Annotated in this window: 9 protein-coding genes and 1 pseudogene; 4 read left to right on the forward strand and 6 right to left on the reverse strand. The window is 44.7% G+C overall.

Translation table 11 applies throughout. The annotated features are described in order from the left end of the window. Both N824_RS26125 and N824_RS26130 read left to right on the forward strand, forming a co-directional pair. A complete protein-coding gene (locus N824_RS26125; protein ID WP_052334281.1) occupies nucleotides 1-3,240 on the forward strand; it encodes a glycoside hydrolase family 2 TIM barrel-domain containing protein in 3,240 nt (1,079 codons plus the stop codon). A gap of 193 nt (nucleotides 3,241-3,433) precedes the next feature. Next, on the forward strand, nucleotides 3,434-5,143 hold the full coding sequence (locus tag N824_RS26130; protein WP_048908054.1) for a carboxylesterase/lipase family protein: 1,710 nt from the start codon (nucleotides 3,434-3,436) through the stop codon (nucleotides 5,141-5,143). Nucleotides 5,144-5,379: 236 nt separating this feature from the next. Here the strand turns inward: N824_RS26130 and N824_RS36375 are convergent, their stop codons facing one another. Together N824_RS36375 and N824_RS39355 are read right to left on the reverse strand one after the other, a co-directional pair. Continuing rightward, nucleotides 5,380-5,718 carry an SMP-30/gluconolactonase/LRE family protein gene (locus N824_RS36375; RefSeq protein ID WP_200869942.1) on the reverse strand — a complete coding sequence of 113 codons (339 nt, stop codon included), beginning with the start codon at nucleotides 5,716-5,718 and terminating at the stop codon, nucleotides 5,380-5,382. Between the two features lie 32 nt (nucleotides 5,719-5,750). Then, nucleotides 5,751-6,281 (reverse strand): annotated as a pseudogene (locus N824_RS39355) (SMP-30/gluconolactonase/LRE family protein). 1,855 nt (nucleotides 6,282-8,136) lie between these two features. On the opposite strand from N824_RS39355, the gene N824_RS26150 reads away from it, so the two are divergent. Then, nucleotides 8,137-10,353, forward strand: a complete 2,217-nt coding sequence (locus N824_RS26150; RefSeq protein WP_048908057.1) for a GH92 family glycosyl hydrolase — start codon at nucleotides 8,137-8,139, stop codon at nucleotides 10,351-10,353. Between the two features lie 124 nt (nucleotides 10,354-10,477). Here N824_RS26150 and mobC (N824_RS26155) read toward each other — a convergent pair whose 3' ends face one another. From mobC (N824_RS26155) to N824_RS32115, 4 genes are read right to left on the reverse strand one after another with little or no spacing between them, the layout of a single operon-like run. Next, nucleotides 10,478-12,547 carry a conjugal transfer protein MobC gene (mobC, locus tag N824_RS26155; protein WP_048908058.1) on the reverse strand — a complete coding sequence of 690 codons (2,070 nt, stop codon included), beginning with the start codon at nucleotides 12,545-12,547 and terminating at the stop codon, nucleotides 10,478-10,480. A 10-nt stretch (nucleotides 12,548-12,557) separates the two neighbouring features. Beyond that, nucleotides 12,558-13,781 (reverse strand): relaxase/mobilization nuclease domain-containing protein, encoded by a 1,224-nt coding sequence (locus N824_RS26160; protein ID WP_235207311.1) that lies wholly within the window; start codon nucleotides 13,779-13,781, stop codon nucleotides 12,558-12,560. 11 nt (nucleotides 13,782-13,792) lie between these two features. Then, nucleotides 13,793-14,203, reverse strand: coding sequence for a plasmid mobilization relaxosome protein MobC (gene mobC / locus N824_RS26165; RefSeq protein WP_048908060.1), 411 nt, complete (start codon nucleotides 14,201-14,203; stop codon nucleotides 13,793-13,795). Then, entirely contained in the window at nucleotides 14,203-14,373 is a 171-nt protein-coding gene (locus tag N824_RS32115; RefSeq protein WP_161662371.1) for a hypothetical protein, read from the reverse strand. The genes mobC (N824_RS26165) and N824_RS32115 overlap by 1 nt, the downstream gene beginning before the upstream one ends. Nucleotides 14,374-14,681: 308 nt before the next feature. Between N824_RS32115 and N824_RS26175 the strand changes: the two genes are divergently transcribed. Beyond that, nucleotides 14,682-15,113 carry a GNAT family N-acetyltransferase gene (locus tag N824_RS26175; protein WP_048908062.1) on the forward strand — a complete coding sequence of 144 codons (432 nt, stop codon included), beginning with the start codon at nucleotides 14,682-14,684 and terminating at the stop codon, nucleotides 15,111-15,113. Nucleotides 15,114-15,264 lie beyond the last annotated feature (151 nt).

Below are 15,264 nucleotides of genomic sequence, written 5' to 3' on the forward strand. Positions count from 1 at the left end.
ATGGTAAACATATTTTTTAAGAAAGGACATTTATTCCTGGCATTTGCATTAACGCTGGGACAACAGGCAGCTTTCGCCTTCAAGCAAGGCGACGGCTTTTTATCAAAAGCAGATACCGCTTTTGTTCCCCAGGAGATCCAGGATCCGGAGAACCTGGGTATCAATAAAGAGGCTGCCCATGCAACATTAATGCCTTATGCTTCCTTAAAGGAAGCGCTGGCGGGAAACAGGCATGCTTCATCCTTTTCCCGTAGTCTTAATGGGACCTGGAAGTTCAATTGGGTGGACTGGCCGCAAAAGCGCCCAGTGGATTTTTATAAAACAGATTATGACGTTTCGCGCTGGAAAAATATCACAGTACCTTCAAACTGGCAGACTGCGGGCTACGGAACGCCGATCTATACGAATATCACTTATCCGTTTAAAAAGGATTTTCCGTGGATAATGAGCACCCCGCCGCAAAAATATACCACTTATAAACAGCGCAACGATGTGGGTAGCTATCGCAGGGATTTTACCGTACCGGCCGAATGGGCGGGACGACGCGTCTTCATCACATTTGATGGCGTTGATGCCGGTTTTTTTATCTGGGTCAACGGGCGAAAAGTTGGCTATAGTGTTAACAGCCGCAATGCGGCTGAATTTGACCTGACAAACTATCTTAGACCAGGTAAGAACGTTTTGGCTGTCGAGGTTTACCGCTTTACATCAGCCAGTTATTTTGAAGACCAGGACATGTGGCGATTAAGCGGGATCTTTAGAAATGTCACCTTGTGGAGCGTCCAGCAACAACATATCCGCGATTATTTCATCAAAACCAAACTGGACGCCCAATACAAAAATGCTGATGTAACCGTTACTACTAAGGTTAAAAACTATAGCACTTCACCAACCAGAGCAAGGCAGGTGACAGTAACACTATATCATGGCACAATGCCAGTTGCCGGTTCGACAGGTAAAAGCAGTGTGCCTGCTTTGCAGCCTGGCGAAGAAGCCAATGTTACGGTAAAGTTTCATGTCGCCAACCCGCAAAAGTGGACGGCAGAGACTCCGAACCTTTATACCTCCATCATTATGCTTAAAGATGGCAATAAAGTGATGGAAACATTGTCCTCGCGCACAGGTTTCCGTGAGATTGAAATCAAAGCGCGGGTATTTATGATCAATGGTGTACCAGTTAAGTTATTGGGTACAAACAGGCACGAGCACTGGCCGGATGTGGGTCATGCTGTTACCGAAGCGCAAATGCTTATTGAACTGAACCTGCTTAAACAGGGTAATTGTAACCATGTACGAACCTGCCATTACTCTGATGATCCTCGCTGGTATGAACTGTGCGACCTGTACGGGATTTATCTTGTTGCCGAAGCGAATGTCGAGTGCCACGGTGCCATGAACCAGTTTAATGAAGAGCCAAGAGCAAAGGCAGCAATTATAGACAGGAACGTAGCCAACGTGGAAGGTTTTAAGAATCACCCTTCGGTCATTATCTGGTCCTTAGGCAATGAAAATGGCAGCGGTGGCACAAACTTCAGGGCCGCGTTAAATGTGGTAAGAGGGCTTGATCCAAGCCGCCCAACACATTATGAGGGCTTCGGAACCGGCGACAGCAAAAATCCGGCTGATATGGATAGCGAGATGTATACCGGCTTTGCCGCCCTGGATAAACGCGCCAATGATCCGGCACTTACCAAACCGTTCTACATCTGCGAATACGAACATAGCCGTTTCAGCTCCATGGGGTCATTAGACTTATATGTAGAAATGTTTCATAAGTATCCTGCGTTACTGGGTGGCGCGATATGGGAATGGGCCGACCAGGGACTATATAATTATCGCGACCCCAAACGTAAGTTTACAGCTTTTGGCGGTGGTTTTGGTGACCAGCCAAACGACCATTACTCGCCCATGAATGGAACGGTATTTTCGGACAGGACCCTCAAACCCCATTATGCCGAAATGAAACATGCTTACCAATGGGTTGTTATAAAGGCAAAAGATCTTAAAACTAAGCTGTTCACCATAAAAAATCGTTATGAATTTATTGACCTCAACGGTTTTACGGCCAAATGGGAAGTCAGTGAAGATGGGATACCCTTAACATCGGGCAGCTTTAATGTAGGTCTGATCAGTCCCGGAGAAGAAAAGGACGTTCAGGTATCTTATAAGTTCACGGAAAAACCGGGCAAGGAATATTTCCTTAAAGTATCATTCGGTTTAGCTAAGGATGAATTATGGGCAAAAAAGGGTTTCGAACTGATATCGCAGCAGTTTGAAATCACCGGCCCTGTCCGGGTTTCTAAGGAAATGGTAAAGGGCGGTAGCTTAACACTAAATGAATCACCCGGCAACATCCAGGTGAAAGGTGATGATTTTAGGCTTGAGTTTGATAAACTCAAAGGCACGTTCATAAAAATCGAACAAAGCGGTATCAATATCCTTACAGAAGCCGGTGGCCCTATGCTGCAGCTATGGCGTTCGCCGCATATTGATGATGACGTCACCTGGGGTTACGCCAAAGGCTGGGACAAGTATGGTTTACGCACCATTACCTGGGTTACAGATGAGGTGAAAAGTGCTAAAGTATCGCCTAACGCAATAGAGATCAAAGCTAATTTAACAGGCGCCGGTAAAGAAGGATTCAAAGTTCATCATAAAGTGACTTACACCATTACTGCCGATGGCGTAATCAATGCAGCCAATGATATAAGTTTTGAGAGTGACCCGAAACTAGTATTAGGCCGCATCGGCGTACGGCTGCTGTTAGACAAAAGTTTGGAACAGTTCGATTACCTTGGTCGCGGCCCGCTGGAAACCTATAACAACCGTAAAGGTGGTTTTGATATCGCGCATTATCACAGTAAAGTTAGCGATCAGCTTACACCTTACGAAAAACCGATGGAGAGTGGCAACCATGAAGATGTGCGGTGGGCAAACTTAGCCACTGCCAAAGGTTTGGGGATTCATATCACCCATGTGGATTCATTATTACAAATCGCTGCCGTGCCATATACCGACGAGGAAACCGAACCAGTAGAATATAAAATGGATCTGCCAGAAAGTAAGCACACAGCACTGTTTATAAACCACAAAACGCTGGGTATCGCCAGTCGCGGTCCGGTACTGGAACCATTTTTAGTTTATGCCCGACCAACCACATTTAACTACCAGTTGCGATTACATAAAAACCTAACGCCGGTGGATAAAAACGATATTTTAAAAGCTAAATTCAACAGATAGGCACTCACCGAAAAAAACATGACCAAAGAAGATGAATAAATATGTGTTTAGAAAGACAATAATACGCTGGTCATTACCCTTAGTTTTGCAGCGTACCGCGTCAAATGATTACGGCCACGGGCCATCAGAACCTTATAAGGCTTGCCCAAATGCAACCAGTTTTAGTTATCAATTAACTTTAAACAAAAAGTAAATGGAAATCAACAGGATGGATCGGCGACAGTTCCTATGGGGAAGCACGATCGCTGCCGTGTCTACATTGGTAAGGGTAGACAAGGTAATGGCCGGGGAACCAAATTATATAACAGCGGAAACAACCTTTGGGAAGATACGCGGAATTGAGAACCGTGGAATAAAAATATTTAAAGGGGTTCCCTATGGTGCAAACACAGGAGGCAGTAACCGTTTTATGCCCCCAGCTGATCCAGATAAGTGGACTAACGTACGCGATGCGCTACATTATGGACACAGCGCGCCGCAAAGTGTTCCGAAACCGACAAGGCCATCAACACCCAATGCCGGCCCGGTTGCCAGCCCCACGCCACGTCCGGAAGGTCCTAAATTAAAAGGGCCATCCATTTATTCAGCCTTAGGCGTTCCGGGTGGCGAACCAACCAGCGAAGGCGAGGACTGCCTGGTATTGAACCTTTGGACACCCAAGCTGAATGATGGCAGAAAAAGACCGGTAATGCTTTGGCTCCATGGCGGTGGTTTCAGAGGTGGATCGGGCTCAAATCCCGGTTGGGACGGCACCAACCTCTGCCTGCGGGGGGATGTGGTGGTAATTACTATAAATCACCGCGTCAACGTTATGGGCTTTGCAGACCTCAGCGAATTCGACCCAATGTTCAAGTCCTCCGGACAAGCTGGCATGCTGGATATTGTACATGCTCTGAAGTGGGTCAAAAATAATATTGTTACGTTTGGCGGGGATCCTGACAGGGTCCTCATCTTCGGCCAGTCAGGTGGGGGCAGAAAATGCGAAACGCTATTAGCCATGCCTGAGGCTAAGGGTCTATTCCATCGCGCGGTGATCGAGAGTGGCATCGCCATCAAAGTGGTAGATAAGAAACAAGCCATTAAGAACGCAGAACTTTTATTGGGTAAACTAGGTATATCCAAGGAAAATGTCAGGGACATCCAAAACCTCCCGCTGAGCAACATTATCGCAGCGCATTATGCTGTGAACAAGGACTTGGGGCCTGACGCCGATCTGGACACCGTAGGGTTTTCGCCATCGGTTGATGGGGTGAATATTCCGCAGCATCCGTTTTATCCGACGGCTTCAGCACTTTCAGCTGACGTGCCTATCATCATAGGCCATACGCGAACAGAATACACCGGTTTAACCACCGAAGCTAAGTTCTGGCACCTGGATGAGACAGGTCTGCAAGAGCAAATTAAAAAACTATTGGGCGGTGAGGCAGAAAAAATGATCGCTTTGTATAAAAAGGAGAATCCGGATGCCTCGCCCACCGATATCTTCTTTTTAATAGAGAGCGATTACCGGTACGGCGCAGCGACAATGAAGATAGCCGAACGCCGGGCGAGACTTGGCAAAGCGCCGGTCTACCTTTATTATTTTGCCTGGGAAAGTCCGGTGCAAGGCGGACTGTTAAAATCGCCGCACAATATAGAATGGCCTTTTGCATTTGATAACGCAGTGCTGTGTAAAGACCTGACTGGTGGGGGTTCTGACGCGATAGCGCTTGCAGATAAAGTAAGCGATGCCTGGATAGCCTTTGCCCGTACCGGCGACCCTAATACACCTAAAATGCCACGCTGGCCTGCTTATACTGTTAAAAATCGGGAGACGATGGTAATCGATAACGAAAGTAAACTTATCAACGACCCGCTAAAATCTCAGCGGGAGGCCTTGTTTAAGGTACTGGATTACAAGTAACGAATTAAAGCGTATTACTATTCAAATGAATAGCAAAGCACTAAGAACATCTTGCTCTTAGTGCCGTAATCAATTAATTCATGTTAGGTAATTGGGTTGTTCCGTACGCTGAGCGGGTTGGGATTTCCCTACTTCTATCGACCCGCCATATGAAGAATGAGACAATACTTTGTCTTATTTTGGCCTGTTCCATCGTTTCCTCATGAAGAACGCAGAAAGCATACCTTTCGCCACCATTATTCCACGCCCTTTACATTCATTTTAAGCGTGTATACAGCAGTTGTAGCAGTGATAAAAAGCACGTCTTTTTTTCTGCCGCTAAAGCAGACGTTGGTAATAGAAGGTTCGGGAATAGGTATATTACTTAATTTTTTGCCTTGGGCACTATAAATAGTAACGCCTGCCTTACTTGTGAAATAAACATTGCCTCTAACATCTAATGTCATTCCATCCGAACCCTGGTCTGCAAAAAGCTGCCCATTGGTCAAGGTCCCGTCGTTATTAATCGAATATCTATAAGTTTTTTTAGCACCTGCGTCGGCACAATAAAGGTATTTCCCGTCGGGCGTACCCACAATTCCGTTTGGTTGATTAAAATTGTTAATGACTATAATCGGCTGCGCAGCCCCTTTGGGCAGSTWKTNWRCAKWYCNGGSTNTNCRGRTSGRRTKWSMTKMGNYGTYMRMSATGGGCGCTGATAATAAGGGTCTGTCATATATATTCCGTCTTTATTGTCAATCCAAACATCATTAGGCCCGTTCATTAACTTTCCCTGATACTCTTTGAGTAGAACCGTTACTTCACCCTTAGGGTTAATAGACCATAGTTGGTTATGCTCATCGGCGCAAGCAATCAGGTTCCCTTTCTTGTCGAAATATGTGCCGTTTGATCTTCCTGAGTTATCCATAAAGAGCATTAATTTACCGTCGGTGGTATACTTCCAGATTTTGTTATTGTTTTGATCCGTGAAAAACACATTACCTTTTTTATCTACTGAAGAGCCCTCAGTAAAACCGAACTGTCTGGCTACTAATTTTGGTTTGGTTAGAGTATCGTATAAAGGCTTATCCTGGGACAGGGCGTTCAGGAAACTGAATGTCGATAAAATCACCAATGTGATGCTGTTAAATTTTTTCATATCTGATGAATGTATGGGTTGATTTAAGTTTCTCAGCAATATTAGTAATAAGATTTATAACCTGTTATATACGCCGTTTCCAATTATTTAACAATGTACAACAAGACAATAAATATGTACAATCAGGTAATCGCTGGCCTGCTCCAAAAAGGTAATTTACATTGCAAACAGGCTACCGTTATTAACCAATTATTAAGATATGAGAAAGATTGCTTTGCAATTAAAAGTTATACCACTGGCATTATTGCTTCTTTTTACGGTTGCAAGTTCCGGTTATTCTCAGATAACGTGGAATACTATGAAAAGCGAGAACAAGGTATTAAAACTGGCCATTTGGTTCACCGCACAGGAGGTCGATAAATTCTTATCGAACCCGCGGGGAATGAACGATGCGGTTAACTGGTGTAAAAAATATGGTGCAACAAAAGTACATTTGGAAGCTTTTGGCCGTGGTTTATACGCCAAACGAGAAACTCTGCTTTCAGCAAGAGACAGGTTTAGAAAGGAGGGCATTGAGGTTGCCACTGGTGTAACTACCACCAAGTTTGGCAAAGACGCAGTCAACGGTGGCGATGGGGCGGTTGAATGGACCGGGTCGCAATGCTATACCAATAAAGGCACGCAGCGCGAACTTCAGCGGTTGATCGAATATACTGCCTCAATGTTTGATGAGATCATATTGGACGACTGGTATTTCACCCAATGCCAATGCGACGAGTGTATCAAGGCAAGAGGAGATCTATCCTGGTCGAAATATTATACCGATCTAATGACCAAAGTCAGCCGTGAGCGTGTAGTTGGCCCGGCGCACAGGGTTAATCCAAATGTTAAAGTCATCATCAAATACCCCCAATGGTATGATCAGTTTCACATGCGGGGCTACGATGTGGTTGGCCAACCACCGCTATTCGATGGTTTATGGACAGGTACTGAAGACCGCAATTTTGAATATGAGAAAGACAACCTTGGGTATGAAATTGGATACAACGCATATTTTAATMTKMGCTNGGCAGGCTACATTGGGTGTTGCTAAAGGTGGTGGCTGGTTTGATACCGGTGGCACCCGCACGAAGGTTACCACTTATATGGAGCAAGCGCGTCATACTGTGTTGGGCGAAGGCAACACCATGATATTGTGGAGTTACGGCGGCCATGTAGGTGCACCAAATAAAATGGATGCTCTCTTAAAAGAATACCCGGGATTAATAAAACTGGCTAAAATAGTTAGGGGCAAACCTGTTAAAGGAGTACACATAGTTAAACCGGGCAACAGCGATTCGTTTGAAGAAACCTGGCTTTTAAGTTTCCTGGGCGAACTTGGTATTCCTTTTGTCCCGGCCAGTGTAATTGACGAGAAAGCCAAATCGGCGGTATTTTCTGTACATGCGCTTAAGGATCCTGATTTCATCGACAAATTTCAGCGCATAGTAAACAAAGGTACCCCGCTGGTACTCACCGATGGCCTGGCTAAACGGATGGCCGATCGTCCTGCATTTTTAAATAACGCCAACGTAACTTATCTGCCTATTAAAGGGTCCCCCAAGACAGTCTTAAACTTAACACGTGAGCAAATCAAAGTTTACCGTGATAAGCTACTGGCACCATTCGAGATGAAATTTGACGCCCCAAGCAGGGTTGAGCTGTATCTTTTTGGCAATCATACTCTTGTAGTTGAAAACATAAACGAAACCGCTGTTGATGTATCGCTTGATTTCGCAAAAATATCCGAGGCCAATAAAATTTTGACATTACCTGAGAAAGCCACCATCACCCTTTCAAAAACGGGCAATAGTGTAAAAATGCACATCGAGCCAAATTCACTAATCGTTGTAGAGTACAAATAACAGATATCGATATGTTAAGCAATTATAAAAGATCATGGATTACTGCAGGTTCAGTGGCTGCCCTACTGTTTACAGCAATAACAGTTAAGGCACAAAAAAAGCAGCTTCGCCCAGTTGATTACGTAGACCCAATGGTCGGCACCGCCCCTATGCTGGATAAAGAGCATCTGGGCAATAACCCGGCGCCTAACGAGGATTTGTATTACGGAAGTGTTAATCCTGCCGCTAAAGTACCGGATCCGAATGGAACTTTACAACTTGGCCCTGTAAGTAGCTTTGATGGTTGCTGCTATCATGTACGTGGCTCGGGGTATCGTTATGATGACGGATCTATTATGGGCTTTACACATTTTAATGCGCAGTATAGCCGCGACAATTACCTGTTGTTTATGCCTACAGTTGGAAGTATCACCACCGATCCCGGCACGATTCAGCATCCATTTATCGGCTACCGCTCAACAAAAGATACTTTACAAGAAAAGGCATCGGCAGGATACTACACTGTAATGCTGACAAAATATGGCATTAAAGCCGAGCTAACCGCCACTAAAAATTGCGGCGTGCATCGCTACACTTTCCCAGCAACAAAGCAGGCCAACGTTTTAATTGACCTGAGCAACAGCCGTCCTGAAGCTACCGATGCGTCAGTTTCCATTATTGATAAGCGAACTATAGAAGGCTACCAAAATACAGGCCGTACCAAGATCTATTTTCGGGCAGTATTTAGTAAAGATTTCGTGTTATCAGGCACGTGGAAAAATGAAATAATCACCGCCAATTCGTTGTCGGCAAGCGGCACGCCAGTTGGAGCATACGTAACTTTTAATACTACCAATGGCGAACAAGTGTTAATTAAAGTGGGCACCTCTAAAATCAGTATAGAAGATGCCGCCAGTAACCTTCAACAAGAAATTCCAGGGATGGATTTCGAATCGGTACACCAACAGGCTGTCACCCAGTGGAACGATGTGTTGAGCCATATTGCAGTTGATGGTGGTGCCGACTTTGACCGCAAGAATTTCTACACCTCTATGTACCACTTGACCGAAGGACCTGCCTACGCTGGCGGCTGGCAAGGGGGTGCTTTTTGCACACCCTGGACAGTAAGAATATTTATGCGTGGTCGCGATTGGTATAATGAGCGACTTGAAAACCGTGATAAAAACAATCTGGGCAGCAGGTGGGTCTGGAGTGGCGAGTTCTGGGGTATTGGTTCGGCATGGGCGCCTTTGGGGATGTATAAACGTGGCTTTAAAAACTTTGACCTGCCTGAGATCTATGCCAAATTACGCGAGGAAGCCATGACCGGTGGCGGCGCTATCGGTGATGCTTATCGTAAGTATGGCTATGTGCCGATCGGCGTGGTGAATAACTGTATTAACCACTCGCTCGGCCTGGCTTATAGCGATCACGTACTTGCAGAATACGCCAGGGAGCTGGGTAAGACGGATGACTATAAAATGTTCTCCGAACGGTCAAAAAATTATAAGAATGTTTACAACGCTTCTGTAGGTTTCTTTATGCCTCGTCATGCGGATGGCAGCTGGTTGTTAATTGACCCATATGATGTACATGCTGAAAGTATTTTCCGGGAAGGTAATGCCTGGAATTACCTTTTTTATGTTATGGGTGATATTCCAGGTTTGGTTGACTTATTAGGCGGACCGAAAAGCTTTTCAGCCAAGTTAGATACCATGTTTAATAAACCAATGCCAAAGACCGCATTCCCGCTGCGCGATGTAACCGGTTTTTTAAACCTGTATGCGCATGGTAATGAAGTATATCGCCACATCCCTTACCTGTACAACTATTCGGGGCAGCCATGGAAGACCCAGGCGATTGTACGCGAGATTCAAAAAACATTGTACCGACCGACACCATCCGGTATGTGTGGCATGGACGATTATGGTCAGCAATCTGGTTGGTATGTATCCAGTGCAATGGGGTTTTATCATGTAGATAACTTAACCGGATATTGCGATATTGGCAGCCCGTTGTTCCCGAAGGTTACTATTAACCTAGACGGATCGGAACCTGGTAAATTCGAAATCATAGCGCACAGTGTATCAGAAAAGAATAAGTATATCCAATCGGCGACGCTTAATGGCAAACCATTGAATGTTCCTAGATTCCACCATAATGATATTATTGCTGGTGGCAGCCTGATTTTCGAAATGGGTCCGGAGCCTAATTACAAATGGGGAATTGATATGAGCGCCGAAAACTAGGAGTTCAAATGTTGACTTCGCTTACCATCTTTATCGTTTATACTGCGCCAACCTTCACGCGGAATTACGCGGGTTTTTGTCGTTAGCCATATTGCCGAAATTCTAAATGTGCTTTCGAACAAATTTATAATGACAAGCTCTTGGTCCTGGCTTTATTCATCTTTTTTCTCTCTTTATCAATTTTCATTTTATTTCCACTAACAGTTTCAACTTTTTGGCTGACAATAGATACAGGATCATTCACTAAATTTTCTGATACAGCTTTAATTTTATCAAATTGATACGCAATCAGTTCTTGAATATCAGATTTTATTTTCTTATAGTTTTCCTCGATATCGTCTTCGGAGATCTCCCTTATTTTAGGCAACGGAACATAGCCATTTTCTTCGGCCTTTATTGCCGAATGATCATTCACAATCTCCGCGTGGAACATCTTCAAATCAATCTTGTGATCAGGATTATCCGCCACCATTCCCACAAATTGCCCGGAAGAAAGCGAAGCAATCTTACTGGCCGGAATGGCAGAATCCATCTGGGTAGATTTGCTCAAAGAAGTATCACTGCTGTTGATGCTCAGGCTCTGCCTGTCCTGAACAATCTTCCCGAACGTTTTAGACAACTTCTCCGCCCAGTCCCCACTTACCTGACCACTGATGATGTTGCCTGAAATCCCGGCGATGATATTCGCCTGTTCCGCCCCATATTCTTTTTTCAACTGCTCGACAGACTGAATCCCGATGGTACAGCTCACGAGGTTGCTTCTTGCTGTCGTAATCGTCGGCACCAAATCAGCCACTAAAGTCGGGTACTCATCAAACACCAGGCTGCATTTGAGTTTATTTTTTTGATTGGCGAGCTTTAAGATCCTGGTCACATAGAGAGACAATACTGCTCCATAAGTTTGCAGCTTTTGCGGGTTGTTCCCTAAACAAATTATTTTAGGCACCTGAGGATTGTTGATGTCCAGCGTAAAATCATTCCCGCTCAAAACGTAATACAGTTTAGGAGAGACCAGTCTGGCCATACTGATCTTCGCGCTACCGATCTGTCCCTCCAACTGCCCCCATTCTTCTTTCTCCCAGACAGAAACAAAGGGATTTAAGAGTGCCTGGATTTCCTCCTCCATAGTCAGCACGGTAAACAGCCTTTTGTAATCGACCATCATCAGCTCTATTGCATGTGGGAGCGTACAATACCTACCGTTCTCATATTTCTTCAGGAACCAGATCAGTGCAGTCACAAAACTTATTGCAGACTCTACGAAAAAATCGCCTTGCTTTTTCAACCATTCCCGATTCAGCCCAAGCATAATCGTTCTTGCCGATTCCGTAGCATCGGTGATGTCGGTCATCCCTTTTGGTTCCAATGGATTACACCTATGCATGATCTCGTCGAAATTGATCACGCAGAAAATCGGCTTCACCTTAAAGTTTTTGGCATATTTAAGCAGCTTGTTGTACGCCAGTGTTGTCAAATCCGGGTATTTAAAATCATAGGCTAACATGGCAAAACCCTTCTTTAAGTGCTGGTCAATGACATGTCGGATATAAAAGTAGGTTTTCCCGGCACCAGCACTTCCCGACAGCAAGGTACTTCGAAAGGGGTTGATGATGTTGATCCAGCCATCCCGCTGTTTACCCTTTAACCAATATTTCGTTGGTAAATTGATGCTGTACTCATTTTCCAGCAGCCTCTCTTCCTGCGGAAAAGTCTCGTTGTCTTTATTAAAGGTGTCGCCACTGAGGTTGACTTGTAACAACCTGGACAGTAGATTTCCACCGGCTAAAATGAGCAGGTAACCGGTACTGGTCATCCCGATGTACAACATGGCAATGGTGTCGGCACTGGTGTTCAAGCCTAAAAAGAAATGACTGATGCTGTAAAGGATTAATCCAATAGCGAGGTAGGTAATAATGGTCTGCTTTCGGATCTTTTCATCTTTCTTGCCCTTAGTCGCCATCAGGGACACCAGCAGTAAAAACAAAGCAGCGGATTTAGAAAGTATTTCAGTTGTGAAAACTGCCATTGGCATTATTTTTTTCAGAATGTTATTGGTCAATTCAGCGGTTAGTTGCCATTGCTGAAATGCATCATAGCAAAATATATAGAAATGGATCGCAAGTATCATCAGGCTGAGTAACCTGGTGAAGTCAGTGATCTTGCGTAAAGCCTGTATGTTTTCTCCTGTTTGCATAGTCAAGGGTTTAGATGTTTAATTTCTTTCGTTTCTTTTTCCTGGGCAGTCGGCTTGAAGAATCAAATTGCTCTTTCAGCATCGTTTCTAAAAGGTTGGGAATTGTAGTTGCTATATCGTTCAAGCGCTCGGAAGCATTGATTCTGTCAACAGGACTCGTTGACTTTTGGCTGTTTTTAATTGACATTTGTAAAGCTTCTGCAGACATTCTGTTGCTTTCCAGATTTGAAAGGATAGCTTTTGCACCATAGGCCTTGCCCAGGTCACTGCCATTGAATACGGTCTTATGCCAATTGTCCACATAAGTAATTCCGAAGGCCTGACCGTTTGCACCTATCCTGAACACTGCATGGATTCCCGCTGATCCCATCGCCTTGATAAAAGCTTCCTGGTTTCTGGGTTTGGCTGCCAGGATCTTATCAATCGATTTTTTGAGTTGAGGTTTGTATTGCAGCCTGCTTTCTGCGTGCTTTACAAATTGCTTTTCCAAAAAAGGCAGTGTGGGTTTGGAGTGCAGGGAGCTAGACTTAATCGGCACGCCAATCTTGTTTCCTTTTTCATCCAGCAGGCTATAGATCAATCCTTTCTTCTGGAACATCAGCGTATCTTCAGCACCAAGGTCAGCTACCACATTGAACTGTTTCAAAACCGCATTCAATTCAGCAACTGAGGTGAATTGATAAGAACCGATAATGGCGTTTACTGTATTGCTGACCGCTCTTTTGGTTGGTACTTTTCCATAGATGACCTTTTGCACATCTACAGGGCCTATCCCTGGCCCAAGTTTAAGCCGGTTACTTTCTGCTTTTACCAGGTCGAACTCGATTTCAATTTCCTTCCTTGCCTTTTCCGACTGATTTGCGCCTATGTTATGCAGGTCGATGCGCTCACCATCTGCCTGAACATTGGTCGTTACGATATGGACGTGGTCATGTCCGGCATCGTTATGCCGGTAGACCAGAAACGGCTGGTCACCGAAGCCTATGCGATCCATGTAGGTCAATGCGATCTGTTGTAATTTGTAGTCTTTTAGCTTTTCAGATGAATGAAAATTTAAGGAAATGTGCAGGGTATTGGTCTTCACCTTTGGATTTAGCATTAGGAGGTTTTCAAATCGTTGCAGCTTCTGGTGAAAATTCATCTGGTCAATATCCCCGGCAAAGCCACTGGCCACGATCAGCTCAGCTTTTCCTTCTGCTACCTTGTTTTCATTGTATTGCAGTGCCCCTCTCATACTTTTCCCGGTTATGATCTTGGCAACCATCTTTCTGCAAGCCTGTTGATAATCAAAAGTAGGGTGGCCGTTTTTGCTTCCACCTGCTGATAAAGCTGTGTCACTTTGGCCACCTGGATTGCCTGGGAATGTACCCGCTTGTCACTATGAAAAGCCTTGGTGATCTGGTTGATGTTGATCCCGATTGCCCTTAATTCTTTCCTGATCAAGGCCAGTTCTTCCATGGCACTATTTAGGGTGATGTCTTTGTAAAACAAGGTGATTTTTTCCTGACTGAGGATCTTGCGTGCAGCTTCCCCGACCGTGCGGCAATCGCTGCTTTTGCTGATCTTTTCCAGCCTTAAGAAAGCGGCATCAGTCAGGCGGATTCTCAGCACACGGCTCAGTATCTTCTGCGGTTCGGCAGATTTTTTCCTGGCCATTACCTCGATATTTTATGGTTTCCAGAAGGGGCAAGTTCCGCAGCCCCTTCATTTCTTGTGGCAACAAGCAAAGAGATTTTCGTAGACGAAAATACATCTTTGCTGGGCTCAGGTGAGACTAAAATTACCGCGGTCTTCTGCGGAGAAATCCTGTTCTTTGCGTTCATCATGTTTGTGGATTTACTGAGCCCTTCCGGGTTTGTGAAATATGTTCTGCTCTTCCTGCACCTGGCGTTGTTCGTCTTCCATCGGCAGCATGGATCGGAGCAATTGCCGGATTTTCTTTCGCTCCTGAACGATCTTCTTTCTCGGCAACTTTCGTAGGTAAGTTGACATTGGCGCTGAATGTTCCGTCTTAAGTTTTACTAATGTTCTCATGGCAATATTAATTGCTGGCAAAGTTTGTAACAGAAGTCAGTGAGCAGTCCCAAGTTGGGAGTAAAACGGGATTGACAGAAATATTTTCTAATTTTAATTGATGAATTTCAGAGAAGCGGAATTAGCTGATATCGCACAAATGCAGGTGGTCAGACATTTGGTAAAAGAGAACACGCTAAGCGATCCGAATTTGGTTCCCGATAAGGACGTTGCCTATTACATCACAGTAAAAGGCAAGGGATGGGTGGCCGAATCAGAAGGGAAAGTTGTTGGCTTTGCTATCGTTGACTTGGAGGACAAAAGCGTCTGGGCTTTATTTGTTGATCCTGTCCACGCAGAAAAAGGCATAGGAAAGGAATTACACCGGTTAATGATGGATTGGTATTTTAGCCAAACCAACGACGCAATTGTGTTAGGCACTGCTCCAAATACCCGGGCAGAAAAATTTTATACTCTCCAGGGATGGAAAGAAATCGGAAGTTATTCCAATGGTGAAACAAAGTTTGAGATGAAATTCGAAGTTTGGGCATAACAAACAGTGCTGACGCCGCATATTAAAAAATATAGACAGACCGTTCAGGATTTGGTCAAATCGTTCGAACTCGTAGCTGTAGATATTATAGGGCAGCACTAAAACCCAATTAATCAGTCGCTGTAAATCAGCTGTTTATAAGTCATTCCAT

It is taken from the genome of Pedobacter sp. V48, from assembly GCF_000523515.1.
In the GTDB taxonomy this organism is placed as follows: Bacteria; Bacteroidota; Bacteroidia; order Sphingobacteriales; family Sphingobacteriaceae; genus Pedobacter.